Origin of the sequence: Ligilactobacillus agilis DSM 20509, assembly GCF_001436215.1 — a bacterium.
In the GTDB taxonomy this organism is placed as follows: Bacteria; Bacillota; Bacilli; order Lactobacillales; family Lactobacillaceae; genus Ligilactobacillus; species Ligilactobacillus agilis.
In genome coordinates this window covers 15,149-30,745 of the sequence record NZ_AYYP01000072.1, presented here as the reverse complement: position 1 = coordinate 30,745, position 15,597 = coordinate 15,149, and the positions used below count along the sequence as shown (strand labels likewise).

The following is a 15,597-nucleotide window of genomic DNA, read 5'->3' as shown; positions in this document are numbered from 1 at the left end:
CATCCCTCGCTATTCTTTTCTCTTATTATAAAGAAAGCTAAAAGCATAGTAAAGCAAGTCAGTAACAGATTTAGCCAAGCTATGCTAAAATAATAAGTAAATTCTCAAAAGGAAGTGACCTGTTTGCAACCACTCGCCTACCGTATGCGCCCGCAAAAAATTGAAGACGTCGTCGGGCAAACTGACTTAGTGGGGCCAGGTAAAATTATTCGCCGGATGGTGGAAGCCAAGCTTCTATCCTCGATGATTTTATACGGCCCTCCTGGAACCGGTAAAACCAGCATTGCTAGCGCGATTGCCGGCTCAACTAAATACGCTTTTCGAACTTTAAACGCCGCCACCGATTCTAAGAAGGAGTTAGAACAAGTTGTCTTGGAAGCCAAAATGTCTGGTACCGTCATCTTACTTTTAGACGAAATTCACCGCCTAACCAAACCTAAGCAAGACTTCCTCTTACCCCACTTAGAAAGTGGCCGGATTATTCTCGTGGGTGCGACAACCGAAAATCCCTACATCTCAATCAACCCAGCCATCCGCAGCCGGACCCAAATCTTTGAGGTCAAACCTTTAAGCCCGGCAGACGTCAAAATAGCCATCAACCGAGCTTTAACCGATGAGGAAAAAGGCCTAGGCAAACTTAAGATTAACTTAACCCCAGAGGCGCTAGAGCATTTAAGCCAAGTAACCCATGGCGATTTAAGGAGTGCTTTAAACGGCCTAGAACTAGCGGCTAAATCGACGCCGCCGGCTGCTGACGGCCTAATTACCATCGACCTGGGTGTAATCGAAGAATGCGTTCAAAAAAAGGCCCTGGTCCACGATAAGGATGGCGATGCCCATTATGACGTTATCTCCGCCTTTCAAAAGTCAATTCGTGGCTCCGATGCCGACGCCGCCCTTCATTATATGGGCCGTTTAATCGAAGCAGGAGACCTCCCCTCTATTAGTCGCAGGTTGTTGACCATCGCCTACGAAGACATCGGGTTGGCTAATCCCCAGGCGGCAGCCCGAACCGTCCAAGCCGTCACGGCAGCAGAAAAGATTGGTTTTCCCGAAGCAAGAATTCCCCTCGCAGTGGCCGTAATCGATTTGTGCCTTTCACCGAAATCAAATTCCGCCATTACTGCCATTGATGCTGCCTTAGCGGATTTAGCTAAAGGAAATTACGGTGAGATTCCTAGCCACTTAAGAGACAGTCACTATCAAGGGGCAGCAAAGCTCGGCCGAGGTGTAGATTATAAGTACCCCCACGACTACTTACACGACTGGGTAAAACAAGACTATTTACCAAGTAAACTAAAGCAAAAACACTACTACCAACCTAAAGATAACGGCCGTTATGAACAAGCCTTAAAGGAACAGTACTTAAAACTGTGTCAGGCACAAGGTCGCCCTTTTAGTTAACGCTTTCAAAGTAGTTTGAATTTGTTTGAAAGCTATGTTATGATGATGGTAGTAAATCTGCTGTGTACGCCTTATCCTTTACGTATGGTTGACCGAACACTTACGACTTAGATATCCGGAGTTTGCTTGGTGGCTGTTAGACCATTTCACTTGGGTAACAAAAGCCTAGCTAGGGATATATTTTCCTGCGACAGCGGGTGCAACTACTGGGATGATTAACGGCATAAGCGGATTTTGGGAGCCAAGCAATTGGCTCTTTTCTTTTGGATTTTTTTGAAAGGATTTTTGATTTTGAAGATACTTGCCATTATTTTATTAATCGTTGTCAGTTCCATCTTACTTTTTATGGGCGGTTACTTACTTGGCCACCAACGTAAGCCCTTTTTAGTCTTTCACCCTGAAAGCACCCTGACCTTAGGAGGCGTTTTAAAGGTCTGTGGCCTAATCTTACTGGCACTGGGAGCCCTTAGCCTTTTCATTACCATCATTGGCCAGATTCTGTGGGCCCTACTAATTGTACTTTGCGCCGCATTTTTTGTGTCAATTTTGTCTTTTATCATGCTAACTTACCTTTAAATCGATAATTTTTTATGATTTTGTAACTGGTTTCACTTTTCATTTATATCAAAATGAAGTAAAATATAAGTGAGGAAGACAGAAAGGGTGAGTCTTATGTTACAAAGATATAAAAACATTTTAGTTCCCGTTGATGGTTCTTACGAAGCTGAATTGGCCTTCAAGAAGGCAATCGATGTTGCTAAACGGAATGGTAATGACACTGCCATCCACCTTGTTCACGTCGTTGATACCCGTGCTTTCCAAAATATCTCTAGCTTCGACACTGCTATGGTTGAACAAGTTACTGATACAGCTAAAAAAACAATGGCTGGTTACGTTGAAGATGCTAAAAAAGACGGCCTAACTAACATTGACTACGCTGTCGAATACGGCGCTCCTAAGGTAGTAATTGCTAAAGATTTACCTAAGGAAAAAGACATCGACTTGATTATGATTGGGGCCACTGGTTTAAATGCCGTCGAACGGCTCTTAATCGGTTCCGTAACCGAATACGTAACCCGGGTGGCCGATTGCGATGTGCTGGTCGTTAGAACTGACCTCGAAAACAAGCCAGCGCTAAGCAAAGCCCAACGTAAGGCCCAACAAAAGAAGGACTAAATATTCTTTAATTGAGATGGTATCAAAAAGGACCTCTGAGCTAAAACTCAGAGGTCTTTTTTTACGCGGAATTATAAGTTTCATCTTATTTAGATACTTAAATTAATCCTTTTTATCCCTATACTCTTTTTATTTTCAAAACCTATTTTTTGTGCCTCACTATCACTAGTAGTAAATTTCCGAACACTCTTCATTAATTTACCTATATCATATCTAGGATTGATTGCCTTTACTAAATAGACAATCATCAAAATAGGTAATGCAACCTTATTAGTGTATACGATTTTCTTTCCCTCTGAATGGCTATATAAAAATGGTTTTATTTTTTCATACTACAATATAGGTAGATTGTCAATAAGTAGACACTGGATCAGTAGCACAATTTAGATTTCCTACTCAATTATTTTCAAATCACCACTAGTTACTAGGCTTCCTTACAGGGACACGACTCTAAATGGTCATTAACCATTCCACTAGCCTGCATAAACGAATAAATCGTAGTCGGCCCCACGAACTTAAAGCCTACCTGCTTTAAATCCTTGGCCATTTGGCTGGCCAAATCCGTTTGAGCAGGCACTTGCTCGCTTGAATGCCAGTGATTGATAAGTGGTTTTTCATCCACGTAAGCCCAACACAGCTTGGCTAACGATAGTTGCTGGTCATAAATCAAGCGAGCGTTGGCTAAAATTGCCTCTAGTTTACGCCTATTTCTAATCAAGGCCGGATTGGCAAGTAATTGGGCTAAATCCGACTCGTCAAAGTTAGCCAGCTTGGCAACCTCAAAATTAGCCAAGGCTTTCCTAAAGGCTGGTCGTTTTTTTAGGACGGTTTGCCAGCTTAACCCGGCTTGCAGTTGTTCTAGACACAAAAGTTCAAATAAAGCACGTTCATCATATAAAGGCTTGCCCCATTCTTTGTCATGGTAAGCCTCCATTTCTGGACTTAGGTAAGCCCACGGACATTTCAGCATAATTATCACCTCATTATCTATATACGCAAACCGTAGCTAAATTCATTCAAAATCACCCTAAATTTTGCTAATCTTAAACTTTTCTTATCATTTTGCAAGCGCTTTAGTTCTCTTTTTACTTGGCTTGAATCGTCGCTGATAATTCCATCTGCTCCTTTAGCCAGCACCCGCCTAATGTCAGCTGGCCGGTTAACCGTCCACACGTAAACCTGCTGGTGCTGGTGGTGGAGTTGCCAAACCAAGCTCCGGGTTAAGGTGTTTTGCTCGACGGAATAAAAATCAAGGGGACCCAAAACCAAGCCCCACATGTTAATCGGTAAAACGTAGCCCACCGAAGTCCTAGGGCTTACCGCTTTTAACTGCCACAAAGCCCGCAAACTCATGCTATGCACTTGATCTCTGGCCGCCAGCTCATTAGCAAAGGTTTGCCCAAATTCTTGGCCACTGTTAGTTTGCCGGTAATTTTTATTTGGGACCTTTAGTTCGACTAACAGTGGTTGGTCCAAGCGCTTGGCTTCGCTTAAGTAAGTGGTAAAACTAACCAGCTTGGCTTGCTTACCTGCTTGGCGTTCCCGGAGGCCCGTTAACTGCTTTAAATTACTTTGGTCAACCACCAGTGCTTTACCAGTTAATTGTTTCAAATCCTCATCATGACTAACAATAAACTTGCGGTCCTTAGTGGCTTGGACGTCCATTTCTACTAGATTAGGTTTTACTTCCCGCTTAGTTTTTTGCAAGGCCAAGGTGGAGTTACCTAAGGCATTATCTTGATTCACGCCCCGATGCGCGATTACCTTAACTCCCCTTGCTAACGGTTGACTTAGATAAGTCCTTGTTTGCCAACCAACCAAGCTTAGCGCGCAGACTATCCCTAAGAGTCCTAATTTACCCAGCCTTAACCTAACTAGGTGACCCGTCAATAAGAAACTATAAAAAAGATAGACCAGCCCTAGATGCAAAACCCAGGCAGCACTCGCTAATAAGGTTAGGTAAGCTAGACTATCTTCAACTTGACCTAATTTTATTAATAGAAAAGACAGACTTAATTGGCCACTAACCACTAACAAGGCGCCCGTTAAGTAGCGTTTGGCTAAGGTTTGGGGGCTAAATTCGCCTAACCGCTTTACCCAAATCAAACTGGCCAAGGTGAGTAGGCCACAACCTAGTCCCAACACCGGTACCATCAAGCGCCGATTATTGGTGAAAAAATCCAGCCAGTGCCAACCTAAGCGTAAATGGGTTGTTAAGTAAAAATAAGTACTAAGCCCTAAAAAAGGCAGGCCGATTATCCCTAAAGCTAGCATTGTTATTAGCCAGCTGATGTAATTGACCTGCCGCTTTTGCCTAAAATTAACTGCTCCTACTAACAATGGACTAAAAATTAAAGCTACCCCTACCGCTAAGACAGAGTAAGTAAATAGCTGGCTAGCTACAAGAACAATTCCTAAGGCAACTCCAAACAAACGCTGGTTCACCCTAAATTCAGCCACTTTTACCACCTCACTTACTAACTATCTTAGCAGATTAACCGGCTAAACGACAGTCTCTAAACTAGCTAAAATTTTGGCTACCACTTCCTTAGGAGTCAACTTATCCGTTTGAATCGTCAAATCCGCACACTGCTGATAGTGACTTTGCCGGGCTTGCTTTAAGGCTAGTAGCTGCTGTTTAGCCATTTGTTTAGCTAGTGGGCGTGAGCAATCTGTTTTTAACCGTTCTAAAATCGTCTCACCACTGGCTTCCAGCAAAATAACTTTTGCTCCAGAAGTTTCTAAAATTTCTGCATTATCCGCTCGAAGTGGGGTGCCACCACCAGTTGCTAAAATCCCACTTTCAGTAATAATTCTTTTTAGCGAATCATGTTCTAGCTGCCGAAAATACTGTTCACCATGGCGGTTAAAAATCTTCGTAATTTCACTACCTGTTTGCTTAACAATCGCTTGGTCTAAATCGACCACTGGTTTAGCTAAAATTTTTCCTAGGAGCTGACTAATCGTAGTCTTGCCACTTCCCATAAAACCAATTAACACGATCTGCTATATAAAATGTGAACAAATATAGCAAATGATTATATTTGAGAAAGAATATAGTTTTCCTTTCTTAATTTTATTTACTACCGTCAACACCAGTATTCCCATATCCCAACTTGTGGGTAATGACAGTGACTGACTCTTGTAGCTTAAGGGTGTAGCCCACCCCGTTGATTTTTACAGTAAGGCAAGTAAATTTCTTACAGCATTTTCGTCTCGGTCCATAACCGCCCCACAGTCATAACAAATATATTCATTATGCTTGGTTTTGTGTTTCTTGTTACCGTCAAGTCCGACTTTATCTTCACCAGTCTTAACATGACCACAAGCAGAACAACGCTGGGTACTTGGATAGTAACGATTTGCTAAGATTAATTCCTTGCCATACCATTCGCACTTATATTTTAAAACTTGTTTGAAGTAACCAAACATCGACCGGTGTAAGCCTTTAGACGCGACGTGACTCATCTGCATTTGCTTAACAGCCAAGTCTTCAATGGCAATGCGGTCATAGTCGTTAACTAACATGGTGGTAAACTTTTGGACAATATCATGTTGGATATTAGCGACTTTGCGATAATCACGTTGCAACTTGGTTCTCGTCTTAACGTAATTATTAGCTTGGGTCGCCTTCTTTCCATTTGCCACCCGTTTTCTAGCTAAGAGGCGTTGGTAATGCTTGATGCGTTTGTACAAAGCCTTTAAGTTATTAGGCAAAGTCTTGACTTGACCTTCAGTATAATCAAAGTGGCCAACGTTAACGTCAATAGCTGTCTGTCTGTCGGTCTTAACTTTCTTTGTCTGTTTAACTTCAAAAGGTAAGCTCGCCCAGTACTTGCCGTTTTCACGGTAAATTGAAACAACTTTGAGGTCGCCAGTCAAACTTTTAGCACCCTTAAAGCTAATATCAGCCCAGCTTTTAACCCCGTGCGGTTTATCCAAGCGTAACTTGCCGTTAACAATCTGAGCCCGGTCCGTCTTAAAACCTTGGCGAGCCGTCTTTTTAGATTTAAACTTCGGTTTGCCCCAATTTGGTAATGACTTCTTAAAGAAGTTACTCCAAGCTTTGCCTAAGTCAGAAATGGCAAGCTGTAAACACCGGGCCGACAATTGATACTGCCAATCTTCCTTGTTAGCAACTAATTCATCACGAACCTTGCGGGCGCTTGGACGGAGCTTTTTGTCTTCTAAAATTAGCGAAGCATCATACATGTCATTCCATAAAGCTAGGCCTTGATTCCAACAGTATCTACGATAAGCACATAAATCATCGAGGACTCGTTTCATAGTTTGATTAGGATATAGCCTAACCTTTTGTACGCATAACATAAACTCACCTCCCATTACAGAGATGATAACACTTTCTTAGCCAAATTTCAAAACATAAGTTCTAGAATACATCAATCCCATATTTTTACTTTCTGATTGATTATATTAGCTGTTGTTTGATTAGGTTTTAATATATTTTCGTTAACAGTTGAGTCCTCCATTACAATCACTCCCGTTCAACTAAAATAAATCATTCGCAATTTATCACTTAAGAGCGTATCATATAAGGTGAATCTTAATTATAAAGGAGGGTTTTTATGGGACAAGTTGCTCACTTATTAGACGTTTTCGTTCCTAAAAATTACCAACTCTATTTTGACATCAATCGTCAAACCAAAAAGATTAGTGGGGTCACTAAGATTAGCGGACGCGCTTTAAAAACTGATTTGGCCCTACACCAAAAATTTCTAAACATTAAGGCCGTCAAGGTTAATGGCCAAGCAGTCGCATTTACTAGTAGCGATGACAGTGAAACCGTTAATTTTACTAGTCCAACTACCGGACCCGTTGAACTAGAGGTCAGCTATGATACCGCCTTAACGGATACGATGATGGGAATTTATCCTTCCTACTACGAAGTTGATGGGGTTAAAAAACAATTAATTGGGACTCAGTTCGAAACTACTTCTGCCCGCCAAGCCTTTCCTAGCGTTGACGAGCCAGCTGCTAAAGCCATTTTTGAGGTGGCAATTAAGTTTGATGAACAAGCCGGTGAAACGGTCCTCAGCAATATGCCGGAAGTTCAAGTGGAAGATGGTGTCCACTACTTTGCACCTACCTTAAAAATGTCAACTTACTTAGTGGCCTTTGCCTTTGGTGACTTGCAGGCTAAAAAAACGGAAACTAAGTCCGGGGTAGAAATTGGCGTATTCGCAACTAAGGCTCACCAAGCTAAGGAACTCGATTTTGCCCTAGATATCGCTAAGCGCTCAATCGAATTCTTCGAAGATTACTATCAAACTCCTTATCCCCTCCCTCATTCTTGGCAACTAGCCTTACCAGACTTTTCTGCCGGGGCTATGGAAAACTGGGGACTAGTCACCTACCGGGAAGCTTATCTGCTCTTAGATCCTGATAATACTCCCCTGGCTACTAAGCGGGTGGTCGCAACGGTCATTGCCCACGAACTAGCTCACCAATGGTTTGGTGACTTAGTAACCATGAATTGGTGGGAAGACTTGTGGTTAAACGAAAGTTTTGCCAACATGATGGAATATGTTGCCATCGATGCCCTCGAACCTAACTGGAAGATTTGGGAAGCATTCCAAACCTCAGAAGCTCCGTTAGCATTACAACGTGATGCGACTGACGGGGTTCAATCAGTCTTTGTTGAAATCAAAGATCCCGCAGAAATTGACTCCCTCTTTGATGGGGCCATCGTTTATGCTAAGGGCTCCCGGCTGTTAGTAATGGTGCGGGCCTTAATCGGGGACCAAGCTTTAAGAACTGGACTTAAAAATTACTTTGCCGACCACCAATATGCTAACTCGGTTGGTGCTGACCTATGGGATGCCCTTGGTCAAGCTTCTGGTTTAAACATCGGTGCTATCATGAAGTCCTGGCTTGAACAACCTGGTTACCCCGTCTTAGACCTAAAAGTCGTTGACGGCGACCTAATTGTCAGCCAAAAGCAATTCTTTATCGGCCAAGGTCAAGACCAAAACCGCCTTTGGCAAGTACCTTTACACGCCAACTTTGACGCCCCACAACTTTTAACAACTAAAGAGCTTAACCTTGGTTCTTACCAAGAGCTGCGGGCTAAAGCGGGCCATGCCTTACGCTTGAACCTTGGTAACACTTCTCACCTGGTTGTCGATTACAGTGACGAATTATTAGCTGATATCTTAACAGAGGTCGATACCCTCAACGCCATCGACCAACTTCAATTGCTTCAAGACCTACGCCTCCTAGCTGAAAGTGGCCGCAAATCACACGCTGAACTGTTGCCATTACTCTTGAAGCTTAAGGATTCTAAGTCAGCGATTGTAACCGAAACCTTATCCCAAGTTATCGCTAAACTCAAGTTCTTCGTTAGCCCTGATAGTCAAGGAGAAAAGGACCTTAAAGCCTTAGTAGCAATCCTAAGCCAAGCTCAGCTTAAGCGCTTAGGGTTAGAAGCCAAGGCCAGTGACAGCAATGATGATTTACTAGTAAGACCGTTAGTCTTAGACGCCGCTTTATATGCTGAAAATGCTGAGCTCATTGCTGCTGCCCATGACCTATTTTTAGCTAACCAAGCTAAATTAGTAGCCTTGCCGGTAGCCGTTCGGGCCTTAGTCCTAAAAAATGAGGTACTAAACTTTAATAGCGACCAACTCTTTGATAACTTACTGGTAAGTTACCAAAAAACCAGTGACAGTAGCTTTAAGCAAGACTTATTGGCCGCTTTAACTAAGACCAAGAAGCAATCCCAACTCGAAAAGCTAGTCAGCCACTTTGAAGACGCCGACGTTATCAAACCCCAAGATTTGCGGGCTTGGTATGTCAACGTTTTAGCTAACCCTCGCGGGGAACAATTAGCTTGGGACTGGCTTAGAAACGAGTGGAGCTGGCTTGAAGCCAAGGTGGGAGGAGACATGGAATTTCCAACCTACTTAACAGTTACCGCTAGGGTCTTGCACACAGCAGAACGGTTAGCCGAATTCAAAGCCTTCTTTGAACCTAAGCTAACTAACCCCGAAATCAGTCGCGAAATCACCATGGATACCAAAGTAATTGCTAGTCGGGTCGACTTAATCCAAGCTGACCAAGCTAACTTCTTGGCTGCACTTGCTAAAATTACTGCTTAAGCTTTATCCAACTCCGTTCTAAAAACAAAGCGCTAAAGATTTACGTTGAAAAACCGTAATCTTTAGCGCTTTTTAAATAAAATACTTAAGCTAGTTTAGTTAGAAAATCTAAGACAGCTTGATAGTTTGGTTCATTAGTTTGCTCAGTAATTAATTCACGGTAGACAACCTTACCAGCCTGGTCTAAAACCCACACACTACGGGCATCAATTCCCTTGGCCTCGATATAAAGTCCCGTTGCCTTCCCAAAATCCTTGGCCTCATCAGAAACAACTTCCATCTTAGCCACTCCTTCGGCTGCACACCAGTCAGCTTGTTGGGCCACAGTATTAGTTGAAACGGTGTAAAAAGCAACTTGCTTAAATTTATCTACCTCTTGGTTAAACTTCTTAGTTGAAAGGCTGCAGACCCGCGTATTGATATCAGGTACCACGCTAATCAAAGTCACTTTGCCCGCTAACTCATCCTTAGTTAGGGTTTGACCAGTCTTAGTTGTGAGTTTAAATTGCGGAAAGTCACTGCCAACTGCAACTGGGGTGCCACTAGTATCTAAAGCTTCGCCATGAAATGTTACTTGCATAAATCATCCATCCTTTCTGTTCTTCTCAAGTATATAACTCTAACTAGATTTTACGCAAGTTATCTGCACTAGGCCCATAAAAAAATAAGCATCACATTGATGCTTATTTTTTTTCACCCTTATTTTAGAGCTTTGACTAGTTCTTGATACCAAGCCTTGATTTCAACAGGCAAACGTTCAATTTCAGCAGCTGGGATTTTTGCAAAAACTTCCTTAGCCCGCTTGGCCTTGTCTTTATCAGCTAGTAGCAGATTCTTTAGCCAGTATAAGGCGTCAGCAAATGAGGCTTGCAGACGTTCATTATCTTTTTTGGCTAACCCACCTGATTGCATCAAGAAGTCAAAGAATGGTAAGACGCTTTGATAGAGGCAAGAAACAACTCCAATCATTACCGCCGGTTGATTGCTGTTTAGGAAATATTCCCCCTGCTTGTAAACATACAGAGGAAAATCAGCCGCGTTAGTCAAAACAGTCCGCAACTGATTACCTAAAAACAACTGATCATTTAGGTAACCTTCTAGGTAACTTCTGACTACCTTTTTACCACCCCAGTCCTTAAGGTGACTAGCGTTTAGGGCAATAAACTGGTTAATCGCCTTCTTGTTGTTGGCCATAATTTCTTTTTTAATGCGTTCAAACCCAAATTGGTCACTGCTTAAACCTAAATCAGCTTCCCAAGTCGTAAAGTCCTTATACTTAGCAGTTAAGGTTACGTAAGAAAACTTCTTGTTAGGTTTTTTCATCTTGATTGGATAGTAATTTCCTAAAACCTGGTTAATCGTAATCTCACCTAGGGCTTCCTTTTCAGTTGCAAAGTGACTTAACCAGTAACCCAATAAGGCACAATAGCCAATTTGAGCATCGCGGCTCTTAAACTCAGCTAACTCCCCTGGCAAAAGGCGTTTTAGTTTAGCTTCATTTGCAGAGATAAATGCCAATTCTGGTTCACTAGCATTTAACATTACTTCAACGCCCCGCCCATTAAAAAGGCCTGCGTGCATTTTTTCCACTTGTTCACCGGTAACCGCTAACCGTTGTAAAATGAACCTTAAAATATCTTCAAAGTAATCGCCTAATTGGGGCGTAAAAGGTATATAAAGTTTAGCTTCTGGTTGCACCAAGAGATGATACTCACGTCCGGCTATTTTTTGACTAGTAAGGTACCAATCTAAAAGACCAGCTTTGCCCACCTTTCTTTTAGCTGCTAAGTCACGATAGATATTATCCTTAGCAGCGGCTAAGTTAAGAGCTAATGGTTCATAAGCTTTAACTGTATGTAACTTCATAATTTCCTCCCACTTTCTTTCTTAACCAAAATATTTTACCACGAATAATTCTTAAAAACAAAAAAGCGGGCTAATCCGCAGATTGCCCGCCTTAGTGGTTAGTCTTATTCAGTCTTGCTACCGTCTTTTTTGATTAAGCCCTTACCAACTTTTTCTTGGCCTAATTCAACGAAGTCATAGTGCAACTTAGCATTCTCATTGAATTCATCAATCGCAAGTTGGATTAACTTATCAATTAATTCAGCGTATGAAATCCCTGATAAAGCCCATAATTGTGGGTATAAGGAGATGTTAGTAAAACCAGGTAAGTTATTAACTTCCCCAAAGTATGGCACGTCATTTTCATCTACCAAGAAGTCCATCCGTGCTAGCCCCCGGTTGTCTAAAACTCTAAAAGCGTCAAGGGACATTTGTTGGATTTCCTTAGTTAATTTTTCTGGTAGGTTGACTGGTAATTGGAAGACCACTCCAGATGCATCAACGAACTTGTTGTTGTAGTCGTAGAAGTCATCGCCTTCAGGAATATTGATGGCCCCTAGTTGGGAAGCATCTGCCTTACGGTTACCCAAAACAGAACATTCTACTTCACGTGGGTTCTTGATTGCTTCTTCAACCATCACCTTAAAGTCATAGTGGAAGCCATCTTGAATTGCCTTGTCATATTCTTCCTTGTTACGAACCTTATGAATTCCCACGGAAGAACCTTGACGAGCTGGTTTTACAAATAATGTTTCACCTAAATCGGCTGCTACCTTTTCATATGGGTATTCAGCTTGGTTTTCAGGTGTCACCACCACGTAGCGGGTATTTCTAATTCCGTGTAAGGTCAACAATTGCTTAGTTAAATCCTTATCAAAGGAAACGGCTGAAGAAGCAACCCCACTTCCAATCCATGGCTTGTTAAGTAAGCGGAAGAGGCCTTGCACCGTTCCGTCTTCCCCCATGTTACCGTGAATAACTGGGTAGAAGACATCAACGTCTTTAACTTCAGATAAATTTTGCACATTTGCCAACGGATTAGAGAAATCAACGTCCTTAATCGCTTGTGCAACTACTTCATCTTCGTTTTCGCCATCGAAGATGCGCATTGAATCCTTATTTCCCAATAAGAAGCCATCCTTAGTGAACATGAAGACTGAAACTTCATACTTATCCTTGTCTAAGGCATCATAAATATTGTGGGCAGAACGTTTTGACACATCGTGTTCTGATGAATTCCCTCCAAATAACAACGCAACATGCAATTTTTTAGCTACCATTTATATATCCGTCCTATCTCATAATGATTTTTATATTATACGGCCTTCTCTATTATACGATAAGTTATTGATTAAAGCACGAAAAATTTTTCTTTTTCGCCCGTTGTCTAAGATTTTACCATGAAAACCTTGCCTTTTTCCAGTTGTTAAAAAATCCTTTAAACTTTTAAAACGGCATCCCCACGTTCAATCGTGGCTAACATTTTATGGGCCATATCCCCAAATTTTTCCTTATGGTGGCTCAAATGGAACTCACAAATTTCAAGGGCAATCAAAAAGAGGAGCGCGCGTTGTAACTCACTACGCGGAATTTCAAAGTTTATCACCTGCTTATAGCCCTGGATAAAGGCGTGGCGTAAATCAACGTTGTGGACCTCGTTGTAAAAAATCTTGATAAAGTCCTCATAGGCAACCCCGATGTGAGCTCGTTCAAAGTCAATCAAGATTTCCTTACCTTGGTAACCCTTAATGTTTCTTAAACTATAATCCCCATGTAAAACGACCTTAGGTAGTAATTCATACTCGCGATCTGCCGTCGGTAAATCGGCTAACAACAATGCATAGGCCTGATTAATGTCGTCTTGATACCGGCTTGCTTGCAAGGCATCAACATAGGCTTTTATTCGTTGTGATAACTTACGTTGGTCATGATAGACACTAACATTGCCGGTGAGTTTTTTGTGGAAATTGGCTAACAAGTGCCCATACTCTTCCGCCTTTTTTTCGGTCACCTTTACCTCATTACTATCAATGTCCGTCAACTGCCGGTCTTTTAAAACCACAATATAGTTATCTTCAAAAATTACACTGTCTAAATAAATTTCTGGGCAGTAAACCTGGTTAACGTGTTGTTCAGCATAAAACATTGCTTCCGCCTTAAAAATTTTAACAAACAAATCACACCGATAAAGCTGACTATAACCAACTAGGTGCTGGTTACCCGCTACATCATGAATATTTGCTAGCTTGGCTTGATAATACTCATTTAAAAAATCCACTAACATATTACTTTACCCCACAATCTTTTTCTTGCTTAAATTGTACAGTCAAACAGCAACTAATAGCAAGTTTTTAGCCAAAAATCAGGCTAAAAAAATGCGCCTAAACTTAAAGTCTAAACGCATTATTTACTAGCAAGCGACTGTAAAAAGGCGGTCGACAACACCAAACAGGCGCCTAATATTCCAATCAAGGTAAAGTGGACCGTCCCTAGGCCTAGACCGACTAAAGAAGCTGTCAAAGGCTCAAAAGCGCTTAACATGCCCGTTGTAGCGGGAGCAATGTAGCTAGTACTCTTCAAATAAAATAGGTAAGACAGCATTGTTCCAAAGACGATAATGAAGGCTATTTCCGCCAAATTAAGCCAAGATAAAGCGGCCACTTTGGTTGTTATCAGGGTAGGAATAAAACATAAGCCCCCAATAATCATTGCCCAACCAATCACTAGCTTAGCATCAAAGCTAGCTAGCAACTTGCTAGGTAGCAGGGTATAAGAGGCTTGCGAGATGCCGGCCATTATTCCCCAAAATAATCCTAGTGGTTCTAAAGCTAACTGGTTTAAGTTACCATTAGTTACTAATAAAGTCGTACCTGCTAGTGCGACCACAATCGAAATAATATCAACCCTGCGTGGCCACTGTAACTGTTTTAAAGCCAGGTAAATTATTATAAACAAAGGGCCTAAAAACTGTAAAATAGTCGCACTTGAAGCATTACCGTGTTTGATTGCCAAAAAATAGGTTAACTGGGAGGGAATCATTCCCAGTAGTGCAAAACAAACCAAGCGGGGTAAATATGCCCTCGTTTTTAGGGCTTTAACCTTAGTCGTCGGTAAGGTTAAGTGCGACCAAGTAACTAATAATAACCCAGCTCCTAATAAACGGACTCCGACTAACCACATTGGTCCTATGTGGGCCTGTTCAAATAAATCCTGGGCTACATTTCCCGACAAACCCCAAAATACACAGCCAATAATAGCAAGACTAAATCCTTTCTTTTTCTCACTCATACCGTTTTCCTTCTCATCAAAAATAGCAATAACTGTTAAATTATAGCACAATTTAACTTGGACGCTACCTATTATTGCCAAAATTTTTGGTCAGCAAAAGCAAAGTTGAGAAATTCCTTAAAATGCTTAGCCCAGTAGTATTCAGAGTGAGTCTCATTAGCCAAAATTCGTAACCAAATCTGAGTTAGCGGTAAGCCGGCCTCAAGGGTTCGTTGGTAGTAGCTTAAAGCACAATCAATGTAGGCTTGGTTCATATCGGAAATAAAGGCTGCGTCCGCCTCATCGCCTTCCTTAGTTCCCGTTTGAATATAGAGTCTGGTCTGCTTATTTAAGGGGTGACTCGCAATAAACCGTAAAAAATCCCGCTGACTAAACCAAGAACAAAGTGAAAAGACACCTAAAGTTCCAAAAACTTCCGGGTAAGCCGCCCCCATATAAGCTGTGATTAAGCCCCCCATAGATGAACCAGCTAACAAGGTACTTTGACGCTCAGGTTTAGTCCGGTATTTATAATCGATAAAGGGTTTCACCGTGTTAACTACCCAGTCAGCGTAAGCCATGCCATCACCACCTGCCTGTCCTTCAGTTGGTAAGTCACTTTGCCAGGGGCCGTATTCATCCAAGCGCTTTTCGCCATGATTATCAATTCCCACAATAATCATTTTGGGTAAATCTATATTCTGCTTAATGGTTGGAATTAGTTTCCAAGAGTAGCCGGCAAAGGCTTCCCGACTATAAAAAACATTTTGCCCATCATGGAGGTATA

The 15,597-nt window shown here is 41.8% G+C and carries 14 protein-coding genes; 4 read left to right on the top strand and 10 right to left on the bottom strand.

What is annotated here, in order from left to right:
* Positions 1-123 precede the first annotated feature (123 nt).
* The 3 genes from FC14_RS09510 (at position 124) to FC14_RS09500 (ending at position 2,580) form a co-directional block, all read left to right on the top strand.
* Positions 124-1,404 (top strand): replication-associated recombination protein A, encoded by a 1,281-nt coding sequence (locus tag FC14_RS09510; RefSeq protein WP_056977704.1) that lies wholly within the window; start codon positions 124-126, stop codon positions 1,402-1,404.
* 291 nt (positions 1,405-1,695) lie between these two features.
* A complete protein-coding gene (locus tag FC14_RS09505) occupies positions 1,696-1,980 on the top strand; it encodes a hypothetical protein (RefSeq protein ID WP_056977702.1) in 285 nt (94 codons plus the stop codon).
* Positions 1,981-2,076: 96 nt separating this feature from the next.
* Entirely contained in the window at positions 2,077-2,580 is a 504-nt protein-coding gene (locus tag FC14_RS09500; protein WP_050612039.1) for a universal stress protein, read from the top strand.
* A 424-nt stretch (positions 2,581-3,004) separates the two neighbouring features.
* Here the strand turns inward: FC14_RS09500 and FC14_RS09495 are convergent, their stop codons facing one another.
* The 4 genes from FC14_RS09495 to FC14_RS09480 all read right to left on the bottom strand — a co-directional run bounded on the left by FC14_RS09495 (position 3,005) and on the right by FC14_RS09480 (position 6,909).
* Positions 3,005-3,547 carry a DNA-3-methyladenine glycosylase I gene (locus tag FC14_RS09495; protein ID WP_056977990.1) on the bottom strand — a complete coding sequence of 181 codons (543 nt, stop codon included), beginning with the start codon at positions 3,545-3,547 and terminating at the stop codon, positions 3,005-3,007.
* 20 nt (positions 3,548-3,567) lie between these two features.
* A complete protein-coding gene (locus tag FC14_RS09490) occupies positions 3,568-5,040 on the bottom strand; it encodes a glycerophosphodiester phosphodiesterase family protein (protein ID WP_056977700.1) in 1,473 nt (490 codons plus the stop codon).
* Positions 5,041-5,082: 42 nt separating this feature from the next.
* Complete coding sequence (locus FC14_RS09485) at positions 5,083-5,580, bottom strand: shikimate kinase (protein WP_235804540.1); 498 nt, start codon at positions 5,578-5,580, stop codon at positions 5,083-5,085.
* Between the two features lie 177 nt (positions 5,581-5,757).
* Positions 5,758-6,909, bottom strand: a complete 1,152-nt coding sequence (locus tag FC14_RS09480; RefSeq protein ID WP_056977698.1) for an RNA-guided endonuclease InsQ/TnpB family protein — start codon at positions 6,907-6,909, stop codon at positions 5,758-5,760.
* 257 nt (positions 6,910-7,166) lie between these two features.
* Here FC14_RS09480 and FC14_RS09475 point away from each other — a divergent pair, with 257 nt between their 5' ends.
* Complete coding sequence (locus FC14_RS09475; RefSeq protein WP_056977696.1) at positions 7,167-9,698, top strand: M1 family metallopeptidase; 2,532 nt, start codon at positions 7,167-7,169, stop codon at positions 9,696-9,698.
* 85 nt (positions 9,699-9,783) lie between these two features.
* Here FC14_RS09475 and tpx read toward each other — a convergent pair whose 3' ends face one another.
* The 6 genes from tpx to FC14_RS09445 form a co-directional block, all read right to left on the bottom strand.
* Positions 9,784-10,278 carry a thiol peroxidase gene (gene tpx / locus FC14_RS09470; RefSeq protein WP_056977695.1) on the bottom strand — a complete coding sequence of 165 codons (495 nt, stop codon included), beginning with the start codon at positions 10,276-10,278 and terminating at the stop codon, positions 9,784-9,786.
* A 119-nt stretch (positions 10,279-10,397) separates the two neighbouring features.
* Positions 10,398-11,564 carry a hypothetical protein gene (locus FC14_RS09465; RefSeq protein WP_056977693.1) on the bottom strand — a complete coding sequence of 389 codons (1,167 nt, stop codon included), beginning with the start codon at positions 11,562-11,564 and terminating at the stop codon, positions 10,398-10,400.
* 104 nt (positions 11,565-11,668) lie between these two features.
* Positions 11,669-12,823, bottom strand: a complete 1,155-nt coding sequence (locus tag FC14_RS09460) for a D-alanine--D-alanine ligase family protein (protein WP_056977691.1) — start codon at positions 12,821-12,823, stop codon at positions 11,669-11,671.
* Between the two features lie 158 nt (positions 12,824-12,981).
* Positions 12,982-13,827, bottom strand: a complete 846-nt coding sequence (locus FC14_RS09455; protein WP_056977690.1) for an aminoglycoside phosphotransferase family protein — start codon at positions 13,825-13,827, stop codon at positions 12,982-12,984.
* A gap of 119 nt (positions 13,828-13,946) precedes the next feature.
* Positions 13,947-14,831 carry an EamA family transporter gene (locus FC14_RS09450; protein WP_056977688.1) on the bottom strand — a complete coding sequence of 295 codons (885 nt, stop codon included), beginning with the start codon at positions 14,829-14,831 and terminating at the stop codon, positions 13,947-13,949.
* 71 nt (positions 14,832-14,902) lie between these two features.
* A partial coding sequence (locus tag FC14_RS09445) for an alpha/beta hydrolase (protein ID WP_235804539.1) occupies positions 14,903-15,597 on the bottom strand: 695 nt, incomplete at its 5' end.